24 protein-coding genes and 1 tRNA gene are annotated in these 22938 nt (G+C 66.8%); 17 read left to right on the top strand and 8 right to left on the bottom strand.

Translation table 11 applies throughout. The annotated features are described in order from the left end of the window. Positions 1 to 27: 27 nt before the first annotated feature. The 5 genes from QE397_RS17460 to QE397_RS17440 all read left to right on the top strand — a co-directional run bounded on the left by QE397_RS17460 (position 28) and on the right by QE397_RS17440 (position 6002). Complete coding sequence (locus QE397_RS17460; RefSeq protein ID WP_307096367.1) at positions 28 to 1248, top strand: hypothetical protein; 1221 nt, start codon at positions 28 to 30, stop codon at positions 1246 to 1248. Further along, positions 1245 to 2807, top strand: coding sequence for a phage/plasmid primase, P4 family (locus QE397_RS17455; protein ID WP_307096366.1), 1563 nt, complete (start codon positions 1245 to 1247; stop codon positions 2805 to 2807). Before QE397_RS17460 ends, QE397_RS17455 begins: the two co-directional genes overlap by 4 nt. Before the next feature lie 329 nt (positions 2808 to 3136). After that, positions 3137 to 3466: a hypothetical protein gene (locus QE397_RS17450; protein ID WP_307096364.1), complete on the top strand. Its 330-nt coding sequence runs from the start codon at positions 3137 to 3139 to the stop codon at positions 3464 to 3466. Positions 3467 to 3857: 391 nt separating this feature from the next. After that, complete coding sequence (locus QE397_RS17445) at positions 3858 to 4559, top strand: recombinase family protein (protein ID WP_307096362.1); 702 nt, start codon at positions 3858 to 3860, stop codon at positions 4557 to 4559. A gap of 90 nt (positions 4560 to 4649) precedes the next feature. After that, on the top strand, positions 4650 to 6002 hold the full coding sequence (locus tag QE397_RS17440; protein ID WP_307096360.1) for a tyrosine-type recombinase/integrase: 1353 nt from the start codon (positions 4650 to 4652) through the stop codon (positions 6000 to 6002). Here QE397_RS17440 and QE397_RS17435 read toward each other — a convergent pair. Next, positions 5995 to 6369, bottom strand: coding sequence for a hypothetical protein (locus QE397_RS17435; protein WP_307096358.1), 375 nt, complete (start codon positions 6367 to 6369; stop codon positions 5995 to 5997). The genes QE397_RS17440 and QE397_RS17435 overlap by 8 nt on opposite strands. 113 nt (positions 6370 to 6482) lie before the next feature. Here QE397_RS17435 and QE397_RS17430 point away from each other — a divergent pair, with 113 nt between their 5' ends. Continuing rightward, a complete protein-coding gene (locus tag QE397_RS17430; protein WP_307096356.1) occupies positions 6483 to 6728 on the top strand; it encodes a helix-turn-helix domain-containing protein in 246 nt (81 codons plus the stop codon). Here QE397_RS17430 and QE397_RS17425 read toward each other — a convergent pair. Continuing rightward, positions 6721 to 8559 carry an AAA family ATPase gene (locus tag QE397_RS17425; protein ID WP_307096354.1) on the bottom strand — a complete coding sequence of 613 codons (1839 nt, stop codon included), beginning with the start codon at positions 8557 to 8559 and terminating at the stop codon, positions 6721 to 6723. The two genes, QE397_RS17430 and QE397_RS17425, sit on opposite strands and share 8 nt — an antisense overlap. A 163-nt stretch (positions 8560 to 8722) precedes the next feature. Continuing rightward, a tRNA-Gly gene (locus QE397_RS17420) sits at positions 8723 to 8796 on the bottom strand. A 72-nt stretch (positions 8797 to 8868) separates the two neighbouring features. Between QE397_RS17420 and dcd the strand changes: the two genes are divergently transcribed. From dcd to QE397_RS17400, 4 genes are all read left to right on the top strand, one after another. Next, positions 8869 to 9435, top strand: a complete 567-nt coding sequence (gene dcd / locus QE397_RS17415; RefSeq protein WP_027506388.1) for a dCTP deaminase — start codon at positions 8869 to 8871, stop codon at positions 9433 to 9435. A gap of 98 nt (positions 9436 to 9533) precedes the next feature. Then, complete coding sequence (locus QE397_RS17410; protein WP_307096352.1) at positions 9534 to 11087, top strand: Hsp70 family protein; 1554 nt, start codon at positions 9534 to 9536, stop codon at positions 11085 to 11087. A gap of 63 nt (positions 11088 to 11150) precedes the next feature. Continuing rightward, the gene (locus tag QE397_RS17405) at positions 11151 to 12275 is read left to right on the top strand and encodes a hypothetical protein (protein WP_307096350.1); all 1125 of its coding nucleotides are present in this window, start codon (positions 11151 to 11153) and stop codon (positions 12273 to 12275) included. Positions 12276 to 12388: 113 nt separating this feature from the next. After that, positions 12389 to 13333 (top strand): Hsp70 family protein, encoded by a 945-nt coding sequence (locus QE397_RS17400; protein WP_307096348.1) that lies wholly within the window; start codon positions 12389 to 12391, stop codon positions 13331 to 13333. 3 nt (positions 13334 to 13336) lie between these two features. Here the strand turns inward: QE397_RS17400 and QE397_RS17395 are convergent, their stop codons facing one another. Together QE397_RS17395 and QE397_RS17390 are read right to left on the bottom strand one after the other, a co-directional pair. Continuing rightward, positions 13337 to 13780 (bottom strand): ATP-binding protein, encoded by a 444-nt coding sequence (locus tag QE397_RS17395; protein ID WP_222650701.1) that lies wholly within the window; start codon positions 13778 to 13780, stop codon positions 13337 to 13339. Positions 13781 to 13829: 49 nt separating this feature from the next. Then, on the bottom strand, positions 13830 to 14360 hold the full coding sequence (locus tag QE397_RS17390; protein ID WP_222633128.1) for a DUF6328 family protein: 531 nt from the start codon (positions 14358 to 14360) through the stop codon (positions 13830 to 13832). Between the two features lie 213 nt (positions 14361 to 14573). Here QE397_RS17390 and QE397_RS17385 point away from each other — a divergent pair, with 213 nt between their 5' ends. The 3 genes from QE397_RS17385 to QE397_RS17375 all read left to right on the top strand — a co-directional run bounded on the left by QE397_RS17385 (position 14574) and on the right by QE397_RS17375 (position 18269). After that, positions 14574 to 15848 (top strand): EAL domain-containing protein, encoded by a 1275-nt coding sequence (locus QE397_RS17385; RefSeq protein WP_307096344.1) that lies wholly within the window; start codon positions 14574 to 14576, stop codon positions 15846 to 15848. A gap of 77 nt (positions 15849 to 15925) precedes the next feature. After that, a complete protein-coding gene (locus tag QE397_RS17380; protein ID WP_027506381.1) occupies positions 15926 to 16573 on the top strand; it encodes a PhoU domain-containing protein in 648 nt (215 codons plus the stop codon). A gap of 292 nt (positions 16574 to 16865) precedes the next feature. Then, positions 16866 to 18269, top strand: a complete 1404-nt coding sequence (locus tag QE397_RS17375; RefSeq protein WP_037186361.1) for a sugar transferase — start codon at positions 16866 to 16868, stop codon at positions 18267 to 18269. Positions 18270 to 18278: 9 nt separating this feature from the next. Here the strand turns inward: QE397_RS17375 and QE397_RS17370 are convergent, their stop codons facing one another. Beyond that, on the bottom strand, positions 18279 to 18407 hold the full coding sequence (locus QE397_RS17370; RefSeq protein ID WP_222638833.1) for an ANTAR domain-containing protein: 129 nt from the start codon (positions 18405 to 18407) through the stop codon (positions 18279 to 18281). Next, positions 18395 to 18571 carry a hypothetical protein gene (locus QE397_RS17365; RefSeq protein ID WP_285187380.1) on the bottom strand — a complete coding sequence of 59 codons (177 nt, stop codon included), beginning with the start codon at positions 18569 to 18571 and terminating at the stop codon, positions 18395 to 18397. The genes QE397_RS17370 and QE397_RS17365 overlap by 13 nt, the downstream gene beginning before the upstream one ends. Before the next feature lie 184 nt (positions 18572 to 18755). On the opposite strand from QE397_RS17365, the gene QE397_RS17360 reads away from it, so the two are divergent. From QE397_RS17360 to QE397_RS17345, 4 genes are read left to right on the top strand one after another with little or no spacing between them, the layout of a single operon-like run. Next, positions 18756 to 19502, top strand: a complete 747-nt coding sequence (locus QE397_RS17360) for a GAF domain-containing protein (protein ID WP_056443790.1) — start codon at positions 18756 to 18758, stop codon at positions 19500 to 19502. Then, positions 19499 to 19849 carry an ANTAR domain-containing protein gene (locus tag QE397_RS17355; RefSeq protein WP_307096340.1) on the top strand — a complete coding sequence of 117 codons (351 nt, stop codon included), beginning with the start codon at positions 19499 to 19501 and terminating at the stop codon, positions 19847 to 19849. Before QE397_RS17360 ends, QE397_RS17355 begins: the two co-directional genes overlap by 4 nt. A 41-nt stretch (positions 19850 to 19890) precedes the next feature. Then, positions 19891 to 21261: a cytochrome P450 gene (locus tag QE397_RS17350; RefSeq protein WP_307096338.1), complete on the top strand. Its 1371-nt coding sequence runs from the start codon at positions 19891 to 19893 to the stop codon at positions 21259 to 21261. Between the two features lie 24 nt (positions 21262 to 21285). Further along, entirely contained in the window at positions 21286 to 22026 is a 741-nt protein-coding gene (locus QE397_RS17345) for a hemerythrin domain-containing protein (RefSeq protein ID WP_285187385.1), read from the top strand. On the opposite strand, the gene QE397_RS17340 is transcribed toward QE397_RS17345, so the two are convergent. After that, a complete protein-coding gene (locus QE397_RS17340; protein ID WP_307096335.1) occupies positions 22010 to 22834 on the bottom strand; it encodes a GAF and ANTAR domain-containing protein in 825 nt (274 codons plus the stop codon). The two genes, QE397_RS17345 and QE397_RS17340, sit on opposite strands and share 17 nt — an antisense overlap. Positions 22835 to 22938 lie beyond the last annotated feature (104 nt).

The raw sequence follows: 22938 nt of genomic DNA, 5'->3' as shown, positions 1-22938 counted from the left end.
CAATCCCATTGCCCGATAGGAACTTACGTGTCTCATTCTACCCGCCGTCGACATCGAATCGTTGATGATCCGGACCTCCACGATGTGCTCGCCGCGCTCGGTCACCGATCCACCGAACGGGTTTCGCTCTGCACCAAGAAGGAGGGCTCCTCGTTTTTGTGCAGGGTCGAACCGGTGCGGCACCTTCTGGCGTGGACGCCGCCGCAGGACCGCAACGTGTACTTCGGGGTCAATCCGGTGCTGCCGACGGTCGCGTTCGGTCGCCGCGGCACCGAGAACGACGTAACCCGCGTGTACGCGCTTTTCGCTGACTTGGACGTCAAGGACAACGGCCTGCACTCCTTGGACGAGTGCCGTGAAGTCGTGGATCGGCTGTCGCGGGCACTCACCGTCAACCCCATCGCGGTGATCGAATCCGGGCACGGCCTCCAGCCGTTTTACCGGATCGCCTCGCCTCAATCCTGCTCGAACGTGGTCGGCGGAAACGAAAACCGCCTTGATCGGGAGGGGTGGAGGCTTCTCTACGACCGATGGGGCGGGTTGGTGCGGGATCAGGTGCGGAGTGTTCGTCCCGGTGCTGATATCGACAACGTCTACAACCTCGACCGCATTCTCAGAGCGCCAGGTTCGGTCAACCACAAAGCTGAACCCAAACCAGTTCGCACAACGCTGTTCCCACGCTCGGGTGCGCTGACGTGGCGAGAGATCCTGAGCGTTCTGAACCGCGACGGGACGCGGCCCCTCACCGGTGCTGTGCGGGTTCGACGCCCCTCCGTGCCGACGACGATGGAGGCCGCGATCGGGTGGGTCAATGACCAACCCGGTGCGCTCTGCGACGAGGACGAGCTGCTGGCGATGCATCCGGCCCGGACCATGCTGGCGCTCGCGGATCGGCCAGGGATGGTGCAGGCGATGGTCGCGGGAGGTTCCGACGACGCGTCGGCGTACTCGGTCATGCTGAGAAAAGTTCAACAAGCTGTGTGGTCTTCGACTGAGAACAAGGCGGGGCTGGGACTGGCGCTGGACGTGATCCGCGACGCCTACCTGGAGGTTATGGAACTACGCCGGTCGGGCTCCGCTCCGGGGACGGCGAGAGCCGACGCGGACGCTCTTGACGAGTTCTACCGCGCCCTCCGGGGCGCTGTCGGTCGCGCGAAGGCTAGGGGGAACTCCCCGGCCCCGCAACGCGACTCCGACGGCCGCATCGTCCTCCGCTTCCGTTCGGAGACGGCGGTGAACAAGTCATGACCCACGCAATGAACGTCGGTCACGCGAGCCGCAAGCGATCATGCACGCCGGCCATGGATGGACCGGGCTTCCACCACGACTTCGGAATCGACGGTGTCGACGCACCCGCTCCAGAACTTGTGGTGGTACCCGCAGCGGACGATCCCATTCAGGCGAAGCTGCGGACGCGGTTCTGGCCGCACTACAACGAACCCCGTCCCGTGGCCAGGGAGCTCATCTCGCGTACGGAAAGCTCACGACCCCTGGGTTTTTGGCGCGGTCAATGGATGGCCTGGGGTGGAACTCAGTGGCGGCGCCTGGATGAGTCCGCGTGTCGCAAACTCGTCTACGACCACCTCGAGAACGCGGTCATCGACGCCGGTACAGACAAGGACGGTGTGCCGATCCCGCCTAAACCGTGGAACCCGAACAGGACCAGGGTCTCGAACGTGCTTGATGCGATGGAGGGGCTGGTGACCATCGACAGCGAACTGACGCCGCCGTCCTGGCGTACGCCGTCTCACGGCTCGCCGCACGTCGTCGCGTGTACGAACGGCTTGCTTCGGGTGTCCGACCGAATCCTCATCGAGCACACCCCCGACTACTTCAACCTCGTGTCGGTGCCCTTCGCATTCGATCCCGCCGCTGCGCGTCCGACAGTGTGGCTGCGCAGCCTCAACGAGTGGCTTCCCGGCGATGCAGAGGCGATCGAGGCGCTGCAAGAGTGGTTCGGCTACATAGTTTCCGGCCGCACCGATATGCACAAGATCGCCATGCTGATCGGCCCGCCCCGGTCGGGCAAGGGCACGATTGCTCGCGTTCTGGAGGCGTTGGTCGGCAAGGAGAACGTGACCGGTCCGTCGACTGGAGACCTCGGTAGTCGGTTCGGGCTGGAGCCGCTCATCGGCAAAACACTCGGCACAATCGCGGACGGTCGGGTCACGGTCCGCGCCGACGGGATCGTGGAGAACTTGCTACGCATCTCCGGCGAAGACCGCATCCAGATCGACATCAAGCACCAGCAACCGTGGAACGGGAAGCTCTCGGCCCGGTTGATGTTCTTGTCGAATGAGCTGCCGCGGCTGCCGGACTCCTCCAACGCCATCAAGACGCGCATGCTCGCGTTCCAGTTCCGCCGGTCGTTCCTGGGTGCGGAGAACACCAACCTCATCGACCAGCTGACGGGGGAGCTGCCCGGAATCCTTCTTTGGGCCCTGGACGGACTAGACCGGCTCTACTCCCGCGGGCGGTTCTTGCAGCCCGATTCTGGCGCTCATCTTCTGGAGGTTCTGGGCGAGGGGGCGTCTCCTGTGGAGACGTTCATCCGCGAGGCGTGCGAGACGGGGGTGGAGCGAAGCGTTGCCGTCGAAATTATCTACAAGCGGTACTCCGATTGGTGCGGGGCGAACGGGTACACGCCCGCGAATTCGTCCAACTTCGGCCAACAACTCGTCGCCGCCATGTCGACTATCGCTCCCGACATCAAAGTGGAGAAGCGGCGCGTGGGCGGACGGGGTGGGCGCGTACCCACGTACATAGGTGTCGACGTGCGGTCTCGAGTGGGCGCGAAGGTCGTCTGACGGGTTTGGTTCCTCAGCCGTTCCCCAGCGGTTCCCTAGGAAAAATCGCAGCACGCGGCCGTATCGCCGCAGCTCGGAGGGTAGTTCCTCAGGTTCCCTAGGACTTTTCTACTTACTACGCGAAAGAGAGATAGGAATGTTAGTAGACGTATCTAGTTACGACGGAAGAATAAGAGATAGTTCAGCCCGTTCCCTAGGGAACCTACGGAACGGCCCTCTGACCAGCGAGAACAGTCCCCGATGCTGGGGAATCTCCTACGGAACCCCTGAGGAACGCCTAGGGAACCAGGGATTCCGAGGCCGGGAGGCGACCGAAGGTGGAGCCGGCCATGAGTGACTACGACGCTCATGGCGCACAATCGCCCGACTCGGATGCCGACGAGATGCTACGGGCGGCGTCGCCGGAGGCGGAGACGTGGCGCACGATCAAGCGAACGGCCAAGGCCGAACGCGCGGCGTTGGACCGCGAGCGAGAGAGGCACGAACGGGCCTACCGGGCGCGGGTGCGGCATACGGACGAGATGACCGAAGCGGAAGCACGCCGCCGCGCGAACGGGGAAAGGCCGAACCTGACGCCCGAGAACTTCGGTGCGCTCGTGACCTCCGAGCCAATTGATCCGACCGCTGAACAGACGCCTGTAGGCAAGGACTGGTTCTGAGGCTGGGCGTCCCTCGAACCAGTCGCGATAATCAGGTGCGTTGCCTGTGCGGGCGGTCGTCTCTTACGGGGGTCGCGCTCCGGCCGCGGCTTCCTGGCCGGCCAATCCATCGCCGTCTTCCCGGTCGATAGCCGCCGACCGCCGTCCCGGAGCGATCGACCTCGACACAGATTGCACCCACCTCGCTCCAACGCTCCCCAGCGTTCGGCCCGGTTCCGGGGACTCGTCGGGGTACGGGTTCTCAACGTCTTAGAGCCAAAATGCACTGTGGGGCAATGCAATCAGCGTGTATCGGTCGGTGGGCGCGTGGCGTACCTTCGGGGCCGGAAACGTTCCAACCGGTCAACGGCGACGTATCCGGCCCCACTCGGCAGGACGACAGGAGAAGCTAATGACGACGACTCAAGCCCCGGATCGGGGGCATGCGGGCGCGGGAACGGCGCACGGTCTACGCGGGTTGCGCGTGATCGGGTACGCCCGCGTCTCGACCAACGCCCAGGAGAAGGGGCACGGACTAGGGGCACAGCAGGACGAGATGCGTCGGTATTGCGCCGCGAACGAGCTCCAATTACTCACCGTCACATACGATGTGATGAGCAGTGGTAGCGTGCCGAAGCTCCACGGACGGGCGACCGCCATCGCGGCTATCGAAGCGGGCCTGGCGGATGCGCTACTGGTCCGGGCGCTCGACCGCGCCACGCGGGACCAGCTCGACGCCGCGGCAATCGCTCAGCGCGCCAACGCGAATGGCTGGACCTTGCTCGACACGCAGGGCGCGAACTCCAGCGACACCAGCCAGCGACTGCTCTTCGACATTCGGGTGGCCATGGCTGCGGAGGAAAAGCGCAAGATCAGCGAGCGGACCAAGGAGGGCTTGCGGCGGGCGAAGGCGCAGGGCGTGCGGCTGGGCCGTCCGTCGGGTATCTCGCCTGCAATCCAAGAAGAGATTGTGGCGATGCGGGTAGAGGACGGACTCAGCGCGAAGAGGATCGCGGCCAAGCTGGACGAGTACGGCATCGCAACGCCGGGGGACGGGCTCCAGTGGCACCACAGCACGATCCGCCGAGTGCTCCAACGCGCGGGGGTGATGTGAGATGGACACCCTCGGTTGGGTTCTCGTTCTCTGGCTTCCGCTCACCTTCGTGGTAATCGCCGCGATCTTCAGCAACGGGAAGAGGTAGTCGTGGCTAGCGTCCACAAGTTCACGTCGAAGCGCGACGGCAAGCCCTACTACAAGGTGAAGTGGCGAACGCCCGACGGCAAGCACCGCACCAAGGGCGGCTTCGATACCCGTAAGCAGGCCGACACCTACGCCTCGGAGGTCGAGTACAGCCAGCGGCGGGGAACCACCTTCGACCACCGGGCCGGGGAGGTCACGTTCCGGCTCGCGGCGAACGAGTGGCTGGAGAGTCGCCACGACCTAAAGCCCCGGACCCGCGCGGGCTACGCGTACCAGATCGCCGACGGCAGCGAGATCGACCGGACTTTTGGGGGCTACCCCCTTAACGCCATCACCCGCCCGATGGTCTCGGAGTGGGTCGTCGGTCTCTCCCGACGAGGGAAGCAACCCTCTACCGTTCGGCATGCGTTCTTCGTGGTTCGGATGGTCCTCGGGCAGGCGGTAGCGGATGGCCGGCTGAGCGCGAACCCCTGTGATCACGTCCGGCTCCCGAGCGAGCGAAGCGCCACGGCAGGAACGCCGGGTGTGGTCGATGACCCCGACCAGTTCCTCACCGCGACTCAGGTATCGGCGCTCGTAGAGGCGACGCCGTGGCCCTTTAACGTCATGGTGCATCTCGCGGCGTGGTCCGGGTTGCGCGCCGCCGAACTCGCGGGGCTCCAGGTAGGTGACGTGGAGTTACCGGCGAGGTCGCTGAACCCGAACGCGCCCCGCAAGCCCGGAACGCTCCGGGTCGAGCGGACAGTCATGGTCGTCGGTGGGGTGCTCTCGTATGACACGCCCAAGACGCGGGGGAGCAGGCGGCGAGTGCCGTTGCCGAGCGCGACGGTGGACGTGCTCCGGGACTACCTCGCGGTTCACCCCCGTACCGATGAACCGGGTGCGCCCCTCTTCCCCGCGTCGACGCTCGTCGCCGCAAAGCCGACGGGGAAGCGTGCGACCGACGCGGAGGGGCGTCGTACCGTGCCGAAGGCTGCGGACGTCCTCGCGGCCCTCAGCGCGGACGAGGCAGCGGAGCGGCTATCGCTCGATTGGTCGACGCCGCTCCGGCACCCGTCCTTCTACAAAGCGGTCTACCGCCCCGCTGTCTTGCGGGCGATCCGCCTTGGCACAGCGCTCCCGCCCGCGCTCAAGTTCCACTCGCTACGGCATACGTACGTGTCGCTGTGCGTCGCGGCCGGAATCCCGCCGCTGGAGATAGCACGGTTTGCCGGCCACGCGAAGGTGACGACGACGCTCAGCGTCTACGCGCACCTCTTCGAGGACGACCACTCTGACGCGATGGACGCGCTCGGTTCGATGGGTGCGGCTCGCGGGGAGAACGTGGTTCCTATTCGCCGCGCGGAGGTCAGTTGACCCCGGTCGCCCCGGCCGAAGAGGTTGCCTTGGTCTCCGCGTAGAACCGATCCCAGACGGCACCGCTGCACTGCGCGTCCGTCTGGGAGTTCGGAGGAGTAGCCGTCAGCTCCAGGTATCGCCGCATCCCGTCTTCCCGTTCTACCGAGCTGAGCGCCGGGTCCGTCGAGTCGGCCAAGGCTTGGCTCACGCTGACGGACTGAGTCGGGTTCTCCATGCGCTTGAATGACTCGCACCACTCGGCGCGCTCGGCATCCACCGGAGCGGCTGCTGACGAGGGCGGTGAGCTCGAAGCCGGGTCGGTTTGGCTGCCGCAAGCGGTCACGGCCAGAACGAACAGAGCGGCAAGGACCGCGGACTTCTTCACGTACGTCTCATCTCAGTCGGTGACTCGGGCAACCGTCGCAGAGCCTAGATGGTTCCGCACTAGACGTTTGTGCTCTGGATAGCCCCGCTGTAGACGGTTGTGCTTATCAAGCCATGCCGACAGACCCGAAGCCCCCTCTGAACGCCACGCTCGGTGCGTTCGGTGAGCGTGTCCGGGTACGCCGCCGCGAGCTGGGTCTGAGTCAGGAAGCCGCTGCCGAAGCCTGTGGGGTCCACTGGACCTACCTGAGTCAGATCGAGCGGGGTCAGCGAAGCCCGCGCTTGGAGAACCTGCTGAAGATCGCGGACGGACTTGAGTGCCAGCCGGGAGAGCTTGTCGACAGGTTGCAACCTAGGTAAGAAGCTCGTCGCCGGTGGTGGTACTTAAAGTGTTAGCCTCGGCACTCTCGTCTTTGGGGGTTAGGGCTTGGTCAATTCTTGCCAAAATCGGGAGGAAATTCTCAAACACGTGTGCGTCTGTTTCCGCACCGCAGAGCAAGTCACATAGGGCCATCTTTTTCAGTTCATGAACTACAGTCGGCCGCCCTACTCCGGTGTCCTTCTCGCGCTTTATGTACATATTGTCAGTGAAGACTTCAGCGGGCAGAAGGTTCTCAACTCCTTTGGTGCATACCGCATTTTCAACTTGAGGCAGTTGCATGACTTCGATTGACTCGAATTTCTTTTCTTTGACCTTTGCGTCGCAGTCGTACAGTATGACAATTGGTCGTTGCGTAAACGTTGGATTTGCCTCGAAGAACTGGACGGTCCGATCGAGGCTGTCGTCGCCTGTGAAGGTACCACCGCCATTGGCCGGGTTGGCGCGACCAACCCACTCGAAGTGGTTTATGAGGTGGGGGTAGTTCAGCACTTGAGCTGCCTTCGCGAAGTACTTTTGATCCGTTTCCCCTGCCAGCAGCACTAGAGGTCTTTCACTCGACCGTACTTCTTCCATGATATCGAGTGCGTAACGCTTTGTTTCGCGGAACGCGGTGAGAGCGGTCTCGAACTCGCTGTAAGCCTCAGCGTTTATTTGGAGACCATGAGGCATCTCAATGACTTGCATTTTGTCTGCGGTGAACTGATTTTCCATGCCCAGAGTGAAGAAGGGAGAATGGCTTGAAATGATGAACTGCACACCTGGAAACAGGGAGATCAGTCGTGGCAGTGCTCTCATTTGGAGATCGACGTGCATGTGTGCGTCCAATTCGTCTATCACAACGATGCCCTCGATGTTAGTCGGAGATTTGCCAATCTCATCTCCATATCGAAGGATCGTACCGAAAAGGGAAAGGAGGGTAGCTTGCCCGCCGGACAGGCTATCCAACCCGCTTATCAAAGGCTCCCCGTGCACTTCCACGCCTATCTTGCGGGCATTATGTCGTCCCGCCCAGCGAAATTTCGCCGTCGTCTCGTCTAATACCGCTTGCAGGATGTGGTCAGCCATCAGCAACGGGTACTGTGTCGACATATACTCCGAAGCATCCATTTGAACCGAGATTTGCTTTTGGTCGTCAGAAACGAAATCGGCCTGCGTTACTCTGAGGCGCGATTCCGTGATAACGCCAAGTAGCCATTGTGCAAAAGCATCAAGGCCCTGCTCGACGAATAGAGGACGGTCGAGATCGGTGCTGAACCGATCGCTTGTTTTGTACGTATCAGCGAGGAGAGCCCCCGCGTTGAACCAGTGGGGCTTCTCGGATCTGCTGGAGGGGGAGTACATGTACACACCGGATTTGAATATCTCTTCAGCCTTGGAGTCATCGAAAGTGATTACTTTCGATGAACTGGTCCCGCTCCATGTTGCACCACTATGGAGCGATTGCGGCAGGACGTCTGTTGCCTGATATGTCGTAACGTCCCCCGCATTCTCGCGATAGAAGATGCTGTCGGCTGCTTCTTCCGCGTCAAACCGCAGTATTGAGAATGTCGCGCCGGTGCCCTGCCGAATAGTGCGTCCTCCCACCACGCGAAAGAAGCTATTCGATATTCCGTTACTTCGAAGCACATCCGAGAATGCCTGACTGGCTCCGTGCATCAATGCATCAGCAACTATCGACAACAGGTTGGTCTTCCCTGAACCGTTGGCTCCGACTATCACACACGGGACCGGACAGTCGCCGCCCTGGAACTCGATGTGCAGCCGCTCGAGGGGGCCGTTGTTCGAGACGTACAGCTCGCGAAGGTACATGCTTCTCCCGGCTCCTTGGTGTCAGCGCGCCGCGCTTCTCAGTCTCCAGGGAGGCTACAGACGGGCTCAGACACATCTGCGTGGTGCGCGGCCCCGTCGCGGCCCCGCATCCTGCGCCGACGGCAAACGCCCCGGCCGATACTGCGTCGACCAGGGCGTTCGGTGGAGCCGATGACGGGAATCGAACCCGCGTATTCAGCTTGGGAAGCTGATGTTCTGCCATTGAACTACATCGGCCGGTGGAGCTGCCCCTGAAGATTAGCAGGGCGCCCGGGTGGCCTCGGCGGGCTCGGTCGATAGTCTCTGTGCGTGCTGCTCTCCGATCGCGACATCAAGGCCGAGGTGGATGCCGGAACGCTCGGCATCGAACCGTTCGACGAGGCGATGGTTCAGCCGTCGAGTGTGGACGTGCGCCTGGACGGGCTGTTCCGGGTGTTCGACAACTCGCGCTACACCCACATCGACCCGAAGCTGCAGCAGGACGAGCTGACCACCTTGGTGGAGCCCGCCGAGGGGGAGCCGTTCGTTCTGCATCCGGGCGAGTTCGTGCTCGGGTCGACGCTCGAGCTGACGACCCTGCCGAACGATCTCGCGGGGCGACTGGAGGGCAAGTCGAGTCTGGGCCGGCTGGGACTTCTCACACACTCGACGGCGGGTTTCATCGATCCGGGCTTCAGCGGACACATCACGCTGGAGCTCTCGAATGTCGCCAATCTGCCCATCACGTTGTGGCCGGGCATGAAGATCGGGCAGCTCTGCTTGTTCCGTCTCTCCAGTCCGGCGATCAATCCTTATGGCAGCTCAGCGCTGGGATCGAAGTATCAGGGACAGCGCGGCCCGACCCCGTCGAAGGCTTATTTGAACTTTCTCCAGTAGACCTACGGTCGGTTTTTGCCGTCGTATACGTTGCTATGCCCGGTTTGACGCTCTACTATCGGTCTGTCTGAAACTCCGACAGCCGATGGTGGTGATCCATGATGCGAACCGAGACGGAAACGTTCGGTGTCTCCATGAGCACCGGGTGCGTGCGCGGAGTCGTGATGGACCCGGAGGGCCGGGTCGTCGAGGTGCGCTCGCTCGCCACCGGATCCCACCATCCTCTGTCCGCGGCCGCTGCGGCAGCGTTCGAGATGGCCGCGGATCTGTGCGTGAGTCCGGACGCGCCGGTGATCGCAGTGGGGGGAGACCCCGAGAGCACCTACGGTCCCGGCGGAGTTCGACTCGTCGCCGAGTGCGACGCGCTGCTGGCCGCCGCACGGATGGAGGGCTGCGTCGACGCGGCTCGCACGCTCGCGGTCGTCGACCTCGGTCGGGTCGGCACGCGCGTGCACGTCCTGGACACCCAGACCGGTGACCTGTACTCGAGCGTGGGCATCACGGAACTGTCCGGTGACGCGATCGACGCCGCGGTCGCCGATCACCTGTCCACCACCTTCGGTGCTGCCGAGAAGATGAGCCCCGCGGCCGTGCGCACCCTGGCCCGAGACAGTCTCGCGGCCAAGGAGATGCTGTCCGACGAGCGTGCGGTCGACCTGTCGGGGCCGTTCGTCACCGACTCGGTTCGCCTGCGCCGCACCGACTTCGAACTTCTCATCGCCCAGCCCACCGCGATGCTCGTCGACCTCGTGGACGACGCCGTGGCCCGGGGAGCCGACGCCGTGCTCCTGGTCGGCGGCGGCGCGCACATCCCGTCGGTGCGCCGCGACATCGCCGCTCGGGTCGCGGTCCCCGTCATCACGCCGCGCTGGCCGCAGTTCTTCGCGGCGATGGGCGCCGCACATCTCTCCACCGTCGTGCCCCCCGCCGTGGACGCCATGCCGCTGCCCGTCGTCACCGCACCGCCGGCGGACGACGAGGTCACGGCCGCCTTCACCACGGTGGCGGAGCCGGCTCACACCCCAGCGGCGGAGCCGGTTCCCACCCCGGAACCCGAGGTGGCGCCGGAGCCGGAGACCGCTCGACCACCGCTGCCCACACCGCGCGTCGTCACCGGTGCGCCTCGACGCGCCCGCTCCACGCGGCGACGTCGGTCCTGTGCCGGTGTCGTGGTGGGAACCACGGCGCTCGTCGCCGCGGTCACCCTCGGCGCAGCCGCCGGTGCGTCGGGACGGTCGGAGACCGAGGCCGTGCAGGCGACGGATCGCGTCGTCGTCACGTCGTCCGTCGACGCCACGCCCACTGCCACCACCGTGCCCAGCACTGCCCCGCGCGTCGACGCGGCGCCGGCCTCGCCCTCGGCGGCGTCGTCGAGCGCCACCGCCGCGCCGGCGCCGTCCACGGAGACGCCCGTCGCAGCACCGTCGAGCGTCACCCCGTCGACCTCGACCTCCCAGCGCCCGACGCTCGCCCCGGCACCCTCCACCGCGGTACAGGACGAGCCGGAGGAGACGCCGGCGCCCACCACGACACGGCGGCCGAACTCGAACACCAGCACGACGACGTCACCTGCGGCTCCGTCGCCGACGTCCACGACGACTCGGACGACCACGCCCGCGGCAACCAGCGCCCAGCCCACCACGGCGCACTGATCCATCGGGCGGGACCGTACGAGACCACGCATCATCGAGAACGAACAGGCGGACGACGACGACATGCACATCGTGCTGGGAATCTCGGCGACGAGCGACGAGGTGACGGCGGCTCTCGTCGACGTCGAGCTGCCTCGGCTCGGTCCGGTCGACGAGCGCACCATCCCGATGCAGACCGGGTCGCCGGCCGAGGTGGCCGCGGCGGTCGCGACGTCCATCGGTGTCATGCGGCTCCGGGCTGCCCGCGCCGATCTGCTGCTCACCGGTGCCGCCGTCGTCCTCGAGTCGCCGCATCTGCGTGAGCCCGTCGAGTCCGCGCTGCGCGACGGTCACGTTCGCGACGTGGTCGTCGTCGACGCGGTGGACGTCGATCCGTCCCTCGAACCGGCGGTCGCCGTCGCGCTGTGGGCCGACCACGACGCCGGCGACGCGATCACCGGTCCGATCCCGGTGGTGCTGCCCGAGCCGGTCGACGCGTCCTCACGCGAGACGCGCCGGGGATTCGCCGTCGTGGGTGCGGGAGTCGCTGCCGCCGTCCTGGCCGGATCGTTCGCGGTCTGGGCCGTGACGGGACCGCGGGCTCCCGAGGCCGCCGGTGTCGCGGAACCCCTGTCCACGTCGGCCACCGACTCGGCCGAGGCGGGCACCGGTATCGCTCCCAATCCCGCAGCGCCCGCCGGATCGAGCCCCACGGCCGTGCCGGCACCCGTGCCCGGCGGCACCACGGCCGCGGACGCCCTCACCGGCATCCGCCCCGGTGTCACGCAGCAGAACGGAGCCGTGTCGGTGCCCGCCGCACCCGGTGCCGCGACCACGCGACCGGGAACCTCGTCGGCGGCGCCGTCCAGCGGCGGATCGACGAGCGGCGGATCGACGAGCGGTGGTTCCACGAGCGGTGGTTCGACGAGCGGTGGTTCGACGAGTGGAGGCTCGACCAGCGGTGGTTCGACCAGCGGTGGTTCGACTAGCGGTGGGTCGACCAGCGGAGGCTCCACCGGGGGCGGCGGCGGAACCGGCACGGGTGGTACCGATCCCGGCACCGGTACGGGCGGTGGTTCCGGCGGCGACGAGACACCCGGATCGACGGGAGGCTCGTCGTCCGAGCCGCCGACGGATTCCGAGCCGCCTAGCCAGCCGTCCGAGCCCGACCCGACGCCGGACACGTCCGGTACCGCGTCGGTCGAGTGACGCCCCGGCTCCTAGTGAAACCAACCAAACTTTGCCAATAGCCACTGAGAACCGACCTTTTCCCTGTTCGAGCGCCTAGGCTTCGTCGCGGAACACCAGGAACGGGGCGGGTCATGCGAGCAGTGGTAGGAATTTCCCTCGGAGCGTCGGCGATACGAGCCGCGGTGATGGATCCCATGGGCCGTGCGTTGCTCGGTACCGAGTCCGTCACGGTGGCACGCGGTCGCGATCGACTCGAAGCCGCTGTCGACGTGGTGGATTCGGTCTGTGCGCGCCACGGCGCCGATCGTGAGACCGCCGTGCTGGTGGTTCCGGACGAGCCCCGGTCACGCGTGGGTACCATCTCCCTGTCCGTGCACACCGGCGGATGTGTCCGTCTCGCTTCGGAACTCGGCGCCCAGCTGATGTATCTCAGAATGCGCGGCCTGGTCGAGTCGGGATCCACGATCGCCGTCGTCGACATGGGGAAGAGCGGTACGTCGGTGTCCGTCGTCGACGTGGCCACGGGCTTCGTCAAGGACGCGACGTGGACCGACCGCTACCGGGGCAGTGCCTTCGCGGACAGTGTCCGCGAGCACCTCCTGGCTGCCTACGGCACAGCGGAACCGCTGTCGCCGAACGACTCTCAGCTACTGACCGAGGGCGTCGAGTGGGCGATGGAGATGATCGCCCTGCACCGCGTCGTGCGCGTCGGCGGACCGTTCGTCGGGGGCACCGTGAACGTCTGGCGGACCACGGTGGACCGGCTGATGCTGGACTACGTCACCGAGGCTGCCGACTGGGTGAGCGATGTGGTGCGCCGGGGTGCGCATCGTGTCGACGCCGTGGTACTGGCCGGCGGACCGGCGAACCTCCCTCTGTTGCGCGGTGTGTTCGCGCGCGAGTGGGGTTCCGCTCTGGTGATGCCACAGGATCCGCAGTCCATCGCCGCGACGGGGGCTGCCCTTCTCGCCGCACGACGGTCGGAGTCTCCGTTCAGCGCGCCGCTGCCGGTGGTACCGACGCGGTCGGAACCGTTGCCCGTGGTGACGACGCAGTCGCGGCACGCACTGGTCTGACCGTCAGGCCGCGTTCCACCGCATCCGGACGGTCGTGCCGTCCTCCGAGGAATCCACCGACGCTTCGTGCGCGAGCGCATGGATGAGGGGAAGCCCTCGACCTCGGCGCGGATCGTTGCCGTTGTCGACCCAGGATCCCCGATCGGTCACGTCGATGGTCACCCCGCCGGCCCGCGGAGTACGCACCTCGAGTCCGACGGTGCGCACCACGGTGTCCGCGGAGCGCTCGTAGGCGTGCTCGACGCTGTTGGCCAATGCCTCGTACGTGGCCAGGGTGATGTCCTGGCACAGGTCCTCGTCGAGGCCGCGGTCGCGCAGCCATGCGAGCACCGTCGTACGCACACCGGTCAGCGCCCGAGGCTCGGCGGGGATGTCCTGCAGGATCAGATCGCGGGTCGCGTCACCACGGTCGGTGACCGGCATGTCGTCGGCGACGTCGGTGATCATGGAAGCGCTGTACCCACTGCGCGCAGATTTTGCACATCCATGGTCGAGATCACTCGGTCGAATCGGACCGATCGTTCACCGGACCCAGCCGGCGGCGCAACGACACGGGCAGTACGAGGCAGACCGAGACGAACAGGGTGGCCGCCACTGCGCACGCGATGATGCCCGCGGTGGGACCCACCACCAGGTCGAAGATGAGCAGCGGTACGCCGGACATCGCGATGCCCAGCAGGACGAAACCGGCGAGAGCGAACCGGTTCGCGTGGTCGACGAGCTGACGCAGTGCCCGGCGACGGAACAGGATCCTGTGCAGAGCCACCGGCGCGACCAGAAGGATGGTGGCGGTGACCGATGCTCCGAGCGTCACGAGGTACACGGCCTGCTCGTACGTCTCGAGTTCCGGGAACCGGGCCTGGAACGGGAGGGTGAGCAGGAAGCCGGTGAGCAACTGGATACCGGTCTGCACCACGCGCAGCTCCTGCAGAAGGTTCGACCAGTTGCGATCGAGGCGCTCGGTCTCGGTCTCGTGCCGCTCGCGTGCGTTCCAGTCCGACCCGGTCAGGGGCCCGTCCGCTGTCATTCGGTGATACTACGGCGGAACCTCCGATACCCGGCGTCGTGCCTGTTTGACGGCTTGTACGATGACTCGGCTGTGGAATGGACGAAACCTTTTCCCGCCCGTGACCGATACGGGGCTGGAACAGGTACGAATCACTGACGATCCGGGGGGTCACGGTGTCGGGACACGCCACGTCGGAACCATCCGACGGTGGCCTCGTAGAACGGACACGTCATGCAGAGGAGCGCACTCCGGCGCCAGAGTGAGTCGGCGCGGCACTATGTCGACTTCTCGGCCACGGACTCCACGCTGCAGACCCTCACGACTCTCGCGGCGACCACGCTGGGATTCTCCGCCGCGCAGCTCAACATCCTCGACGAGGACGTGCAGTACACCCGTGCTCAGCACGGGGGACCGTTCCCGCACACACTGCCGCGCTCCGTCACCGCCTGTCAGCACGTCGTCGCGTCCGCGGGGCCCGTCGCGGTCTCGGATTCCGGCCTCGACCGGTTCTCGAACGATCCGGTCCGGGCGGCCACCGCACAGTCGCTGCACGCCCTGTCCCTCGGGTCCTACGTCGCGGTACCGCTCCGTGGACGCGAGGGGCTGATCATCGGCACCCTCTGCGTGCTGGACGCCGAGCCGCACCCCGCGAACGAGTACACGGTCACCACTCTCACCGAGTTCGGTCGGGTGGTCGAAACCCATCTCGAGGCGCTGCGTGGTCACGGCCGCTCGAAGAGCGCCGGGTGCGTCCGCGCTGTCGCGGCCGCGATCGAGCGGGGCGAGATCACTCCCTGGTATCAGCCGATCGTGGACGTGTCGTCCGGCGCCGTCACGGCGGTCGAGGCTCTTGCCCGCTGGACGCGTCCGGGCGACGGCACCACTGCGCCGTCGATGGTGAGCCCCGCGGACTTCCTGCCCACCATCGAGGGCAGCGACCTCGAGATCGACGTCGACCACGCGGTCCTCGTCCGCGCGCTCGTCGACTTCGAGCGGTGGATGGTCGACGCTCCCGAGATGGACCTGCACGTCAACCTGTCCGCGCGGCATCTCGCGGCCCCCGACGCGGTGCACCACCTGATCGAGATCGTCGCCGCGTCCGCGGTACCGGCGGCGCGCGTGGTCTTCGAACTGACCGAGACCGTGTCGCATGCTCGACCGGCACGGGCACACGAGTTCGTCAGCGCCCTGCAGGCCGTCGGGTTCCGGGTGCTGCTCGACGACATCGGCATCGGCTTCTCGTCGCTCGAACGCCTCGTCGACTTCCCCGTCGACGGATTCAAGATCGACGCGGGCATCGCGCGGACGCTCGGGACCGCCGCGGGCGACTCGTTGGTCCGCGCACTGGCCGGATTCGCGGTCGACACCGGCCGTGCCCTGGTCGTCGAGGGAATCGAAAGCGACCACCAGGTCGCGGCCGCCCGCCATACTGGGTGCACTCGCGTCCAAGGATTTCTCTACTCTCGTGCGGTGCCCGCGCGCGACGTTCGCTCTCTGTTCGATTAGGGGGGCGCTCTCGCGGGTACCCCCCATCGTCGCGTCCTCCGGGACGCGTCGGCGGGACGGCCAGGATCGGGGACATCATGCGCAACGCGTACACAGCTCAACTCGAGGGACTGAACGATGATCTGTGCGCTCTCGCGCAGGCGGCGGAGACCGCCATGCGCGACGCCAGCATTGCCCTGCTCGACGGCGACCTGCAGGCTGCGGAGTCCGTCATCGCCCGCGGCGAGGCACTCGGAGAACTCGGTGCCCGCTGCGAGGATCAGGCTGTCACCGTGCTGGCGCTGCAGGCACCCGTCGCGGCGGATCTCCGCCGAGTGTTCTCGGCCGTGCGCATCAGCAGTGACCTCTCACGGATGGTCGGCCTCGCGGTGCACATCGCCGAAGCCGCGCGCCGTCGCTTTCCCGAGCCGATCGTTCCCGATCATCTGATGCCGCAGTTTCGTGAGATGAGCGAATTGTGTCTCGACATGTCCGGTCGAATAGTCGACGCACTGCGTACGAGTGATCTCGGGCGTATCGATTGTCTGAGTTCACAGAACGATCGGGTCGATTCTCTGAAGACAACGGTCGTGGACACCGTGTCGGCGGACGATCACGGGCACGACGTGATGAATGCCGTGGACATCGCGCTGCTGGGACGGTATTTCGAGCGCTACGCCGACCAGATCATCGATGTCGCGTCGCGGATCGTCTTTTTCGTGAGCGGCCGCAAACAAATGGCCTGAGGGTCCTCTGAAATCGTGTCGTTCGAACACGCTAAATATGTGTGAACTCACCGTGTGATTCACCGCACTGTGGTTGTCTGAGCGAGCCTTGCGGGAAGGCAATAAGCTACCGACTGCCCTGGTACACGTATCAGCGGTCGAGTCCCTGGCGGATCCAGTCGAACGGAACGAGGTACACGTGTCTGCTCCCAGCCCGGCGGAGAGCGAGTCGGCCGAGCGCCGCGACGTCGCACTGCCGCGGGCTCGGCGATCGCGGAGGGCGACCTCGCGACGCGACTGGGAGCGCGCGTACATGGACCGGCTCCGGGTGACCGACGTGCTCGTCGTCGTCGCCGCCGTCGCCTGCGCACAGGTGGTGCGCTTCGGTCGGCCGGATCTCGAGGTACCGCGCGCGGCGTTCAACTACACGTTGGTCTCGGTCACCCTCGCGCTGACGTGGATCGCATTCCTCGCGATCTTCCGCACCCGCTCGCCGCGTGTGCTCGGCGGGGGAGCCGAGGAGTACAGGCGTCTGCTGTCCGCCACCTTCCGCCTCTTCGGGCTCGTGGCCATCATCTCGTTGCTCTTCCGCTTCGAACTGGCGCGTGGCTACCTGGCCATCGCACTGCCGGTCGGGCTGATCGGGCTCCTGGTCTCGCGGTGGCTCTTCCGCAAGCACGTGGCTCGCGGACGTCGTCGCGGCGACTATCAGACGTCGGTCGTCATCGTCGGCAGTCACAGCTCGGCCCTCTCCATGGCGCGGTCGTTCAACCGCGACGGGAGTGCCGGCTACGCGGTGGTCGGGGTGTGCCTGCCGCGCACCCAGTCGGTCACCGAGGATCAGCTGTCCGTCGACGGTCTCGAGATTCCCGTCCTCGGCAACGAGAACGATGTGCTCGATGCCATCGAGGCCACGGGCGCGGACACCGTCGCCGTCACCGCGACGGACCACATCGGTCACGAGGGCATCCGCCGCATGGTGTGGGACCTCGAGAAGAAGAACGTCGATCTGGTCGTGGCTCCCGGCGTCGTCGACGTCGCCGGCCCGCGCCTGCACATGCGGCCGGTCGCCGGCCTCCCGCTCATCCACGTGGAGAAGCCGCAGTACAACGGTGCGAGCCGCTTCGGGAAGACGGCGTTCGACATGGTGTTCGCCGTGGTCGCCCTCGTCGCCGTGGCCCCGCTGTTCCTCCTCGCCGCCCTTCTCGTCAAGGCCACCAGCAAGGGTCCGGTGTTCTACCGATCCGAGCGCATGGGCCTCGACGGCACGCCGTTCCAGATGATCAAGTTCCGCTCGATGGTGCAGGACGCGGACGCTCGGGTGTCGGAGTTGTTGGCGCTCAACGACAGCGAGGGCGGCGTCCTGTTCAAGATGCGCGAGGATCCGCGTGTCACCAAGGTCGGCCGCGTGATGCGGCGGCTGAGCATCGACGAGCTGCCGCAGTTCTTCAACGTGCTGCGCCGCGAGATGTCGATCGTGGGCCCGCGGCCGCCGCTGCGCCGCGAGGTGGAGACCTACGACGGCGACGTGCGCCGCCGGCTGCTGGTCAAACCCGGTCTGACGGGCCTGTGGCAGGTGAGTGGCCGCTCCGACCTGTCCTGGGAGGAATCGGTGCGCCTCGACCTGAGCTACGTCGAGAACTGGTCCATGACAGGTGATCTGCTCATCGTGCTGAAGACCCTCAAGGCCGTCGTCGGCAGCGACGGCGCGTACTGAGTCGACCGCTCATCGGATGGTCGCGAGCACCTCGGCGGCGATCTCGGGCATCGTGGCGGACCGCGACGACGCCGTCGACGCCAGTCGCGCGACCGCGGCAGGTGCCTCGCATCCGTGCCGCACCATCAGTGCACCCACGGCGAGATCGATCGCGGCGCGCGCATCAGATCGATCGCGGCGCGCGCATCGAGGGACAGCCGGATGCGCTCGGTGACCACGGCCCCGAGTCGCTCGAGCAGTACGAGTTCGTCTGCGGCCGCGCGGATGCGTTCGTGCAACGACTGCTCCGGGTCGCTCGTCATGGGTCTCCGTGTTCTCGGTCGTTCGCCTGTTCGCCCGTTCACGAGTGCAACGGTGCGGGAAAACTTCACGCCGGTCGCCCGCGCGGTCCAGACTTGTCGCTACGGTTGACTCGCGTCACACGGGGCATTCCTCGGGTCGCGGACAACGGTGTGGACGTCGATCGACGAGGAGTGAGTGCAGGTCATGACGACGCGATCGGGTGGTGACGACGACGCGCACGCACCGTTGTCCATCACCGACATCGCCGATCTGTGCCGCAGTGTCGTGCAGTTGGTCGAGGTGGACGGCGCCGCCATCACCGTCATGAGCGGCACCACGCGCGAGTTGGTCTACGCCACCGACGCCGTGTCGCAGTACCTCGACGAACTGCAGTTCACCACCGGTCAGGGTCCCTGCGTCGACGCCTTCCACCGTGGCCGGACCGTGTTCGTCGCCGATCTCGACAGCGAGGCGGAGGAGCACTGGCCCGGATTCGCCGCCGACGCGTCGGACGGGGGCGCGGCCGCTCTGTTCGCCTTCCCGCTGCGCGGCGGCAACACCGTGTTCGGCGTGCTCGAGCTGTATCGCGCATCCGTCGGTGAACTCAGCGACGAGTTCGCCGCTGTCGCCCAGCTGACCGCGGACGCGGCAGCCATCAGCCTGCTGGAAGCCTTCGCGCCCGGCCTCGGCGCGGGACAGTCGCTCGGCGACGCCTCGGACGACTCGCCGCTGGGCGACCATCGCACCCGGCCCTACGTCAATCTGGCCGTCGGCATGATCACGGTGCAGATGCGGGTGTCGCCGACCGAGGCGCTCGCCCGGCTGCGCGCCGCGGCGTACTCGGCCCGACGCCCCGTCGACGACATCGCCCGCGAGGTGGTCGAGCGCAAGGTGCGCTTCTCCACCGACGACACCGCGTCGGACTCGACGACGAAAGGACAGCCGTCGTGACTTTCCCGCCCACTTTCGATCCGCCCGGCACCGGCGCCGTCGTGGTCCACACGTCGGGGCCGTGGCGGGCACCGGGTCACGCGGCGGCGTTCGTCCAGGCCGTCGCGGATCTGGCGGCGTTGGCCGTCAGCGTCGACACCGAGGGCGACGTGCGCCTGTCGGTCGAGGCGACGCGTCGACAGCAGGTCCTCGAGGACGCCGCCGTGATCGATCAGGCCATCGGTGTGCTCGCCGAGACCCATGGTCTCGCCATCGGCCCCGCGACCGACCTGCTCGTCACCGACGCCCGCCGCTCACGGACCTCGCTCGCAGATCGGGCGCGTGCGGTGATCGATGCCCTGAGCTGACCGGCTCGTTTCACGGCCCCCTGCCGGGGTACCGCAGGTCCATGACCGACACCTCGACCGACGACCGCCCCGCCGTCGCGCCGGCCGTCACCGGCCCACGGGCTCTCGCCTACGCGGCGCGGCTGATGGGACCCTCGATCACCTCGGGGGTGATCCTTCGTCGTCCGGCGGCCATGGCGCTGGCCGAGAAGGTCGACGCCAATGCGGCCACGCTGGCCGCGATGCGGGAGCTGCGACTCCGGTACGGCTCCGCGCCCGTGCAGTTGGCTCTGCCCGGTCGCACCATCGCCGTCGTGCTCGACCCTGCCGATGTCCGGCGCATCCTCGTCGACTCCCCGGAGGACTTCACGGCGGCGAACCGGGAGAAGATCGGCGCGCTGGGACCGTTCCAGCCGCACGGGGTGCTCATCTCCCGTGGCCGGCTGCGCGACGAGCGACGTGCGTTCAACGAGCAGGTCCTGGACACCCCTCAGCCGCTGCACCATCTCGCGTCGGCGTTCGTGGCCGTGGTGGACGAGGAGGTCGACACTCTGCTGTCCGGTCCCGGTGCGGGAGCGCCGCGCCCGGTGTCGGCGGACGAGTTCCTGCAGCTGTGGTGGCGGGTGGTGCGCCGGGTCGTGCTGGGTGCGTCCGCGCGCGACGACGAGACGGTGACCGACCGTCTGCGTTCCCTGCGCGGGAACGGTAACTGGTCGTACTTCGTACCGCAGCGACGCCGTGCGCGGGATCGCTTCATCGACGACCTGTACTCGTATGTCGATGCGGCGGAGCCGAACTCGCTCGCCGCCGTCGTCGCGCACAGTCGGGTGGGCGGTGCGGTGGACCCGGTGGGTCAGATGCCGCAGTGGCTCTTCGCGTTCGACGCGGCCGGCATGGCGACGCTGCGGGCGCTCGCGCTGCTGGCCTCGCACCCCGACCTCGAGCGGCGGGGCGTCGAGGAGGCGAGCGCGGGTGACGTCGGCCGTCCGCAGGCGCTGCCGTTCCTGCGGGCGTGCATCCTCGAGTCGATTCGTCTGTGGCCGACGACGCCGGCGATCCTGCGGGACTCGACCGTCGACACGGAGTGGACCGGTGATTCGAGCACTCGAATCGTGCGAGCCGGCACGGCGTTCGCCATTCTGGCGTCCGGGTTCCACCGGGACGCGGACGCGCTGCCCTTCGCCGATCGGTTCGCGCCCGACATCTGGCTCGACGGCACCGCTGAGCAGTACCCGCAGCTGGTGCCGTTCAGTGCCGGGCCGGTGGTGTGCCCCGGTCAGAATCTCGTGTCGTTCACCGCGTCGTCGATGCTGGCGTCGATTCTCGCTCGGTCCGGGGTGGCTCTCACGAACCCTGCGCTTGCACCGTCGCGACCACTTCCCCCGACTCTGAACACCTACGGAGTCGAGCTGTCTCTCGAGCCCCGAACCTGAGCCGACCGACCTGAAGGATCAGCTGTGACAGATCAACTGCCCTCCATCGCCACGGCTTCCGTCGCCGAGCTCGGCGGCCGCACCAGCGTGTTGACCCGGCAACGCGACGACCACATCGAGCTCGACCAGTTGCTCCACGAGCTCGGCGAGACGCCGGCCGCAGATCGTGCCGACGTGCTGAACCGCATCTGTCGGCTCGTCTTCCCGCACGCGTTCGCCGAGGAGTCGGTGCTGTGGCCCGCCATCCGGAAGTGGGTGCCGGACGGCGAGTCGCTGACCCTCGAGATCGAGCGCGAGCATCAGGAGATCAACGAGCTGTTCTCCACGCTCGAGGAGAAGGGCCACGGCACCGACGAGGGCAGCGCGCTGCTCGATCGCATCGTCGTCCTGCTGCGTGAGGACGTGCGCGACGAGGAGGACCGGCTGTTCCCGATGCTGCGCCGCGCGATGGACGACGCGCAGCTCCGTCGGCTCGGCCTGGCGTGGACCGCGGTGCGGCGCACGGCGCCGACGAGGCCGCATCCGGTGGTGGCCCGCCGCCCACCGGGCAACGTCGTCGCCGCGCTGCCGCTCACGATGCTGGACAGATCGCGGGACGCACTGGACGTGGTGTCGAGGCGGGTGACCACGCCGTCGACGGTGCAGTTGCTGCAGCGCACCAGCGGACTGCTCGCGACGGTGGCGGGCGCGGTGGAACACGTGCCGCCGCTGACCCGAGGCGAAGACCCGTCGACGCGGTCGGGGCGCACTACTCGGCCGGAGTGACCTGACCCGACGGCACGCGCGTGTGCGCTGTCATCAGCAGCTTGCCGAGTTCGGTGGACAGAGCGTCCGGTGCATCGCCGAGCGAGCCGATGTCGCGGACCAGTTGCTCGGCGAGAGTCCGTACCTTGATGTTCGTGGTCTGCGAGCGCCAGAGCAGCAGGTCGAAGGCCTTGTCGGCCGACACGTTGAGTCCCAGCATCAGGGCGCCCTTGGCCTGCTCGATCGCGGCACGGGACTCCATCGCGGCGGCGTAGGTCTCGACCTGCCTGGCGGCGTGCTCGGAGTTCTCCGCTCCGGTCAGGGCCGACTGGGCGGCCTGCACGAACACCCGCATCGCCGACTCGTCGACGGAATCGAACCGGTGGCCGGTGTGGCTGTAGAGATTGAGGGCGCCGATGAGGGCACCGCCCAAGGTGACGGGCGCGGACAGGAAACTCGCGACGTCGAGGCGATCGATCGCCTTCGCGAACACGGGCCAGCGCTGGGACACGTCGTCGAGATCGGCACGCACCACCTCGTGGGTCAACGCCGACTCGATGCACGGTCCCTGCTCGCTGCGATACTGGGCCTGGTCCACCTCGAGGACGAACGTCTCGGTGCTCGCGGCGGTCTGCGGCCTGCCGCGGCGGAAGACAGTGACGCCCGCTGCGTCGGCGTCGGGAATCGCCGTCACGACGCGCGCGCAGATCGTGTCGAGCGCGCCGTCGGCCGTGTGGGAGACGGCGAGCGCACTGTCCAGGTCTGTCAGGGCCTCCGCCAACAGGGCCAACGCCCGTCGTTCGGCCGTGGTGTCCGCGCTGTCGGTCATTCCCGCATCTCCCGCCTTCGCCGATTCATCACTCGACGACCCGTACGCGGAGTGCGAGACCACCGTACCGCTGTCGGGGTGTCCGGTTATAGTTGCGCGGAAGG

This window comes from Rhodococcus sp. SORGH_AS_0301, from assembly GCF_030818285.1.
In the GTDB taxonomy this organism is placed as follows: Bacteria; Actinomycetota; Actinomycetes; order Mycobacteriales; family Mycobacteriaceae; genus Rhodococcoides.
The sequence above is the reverse complement of the archived record's forward strand: the minus strand, read 5'-3'. Positions and strand labels throughout refer to the sequence as shown.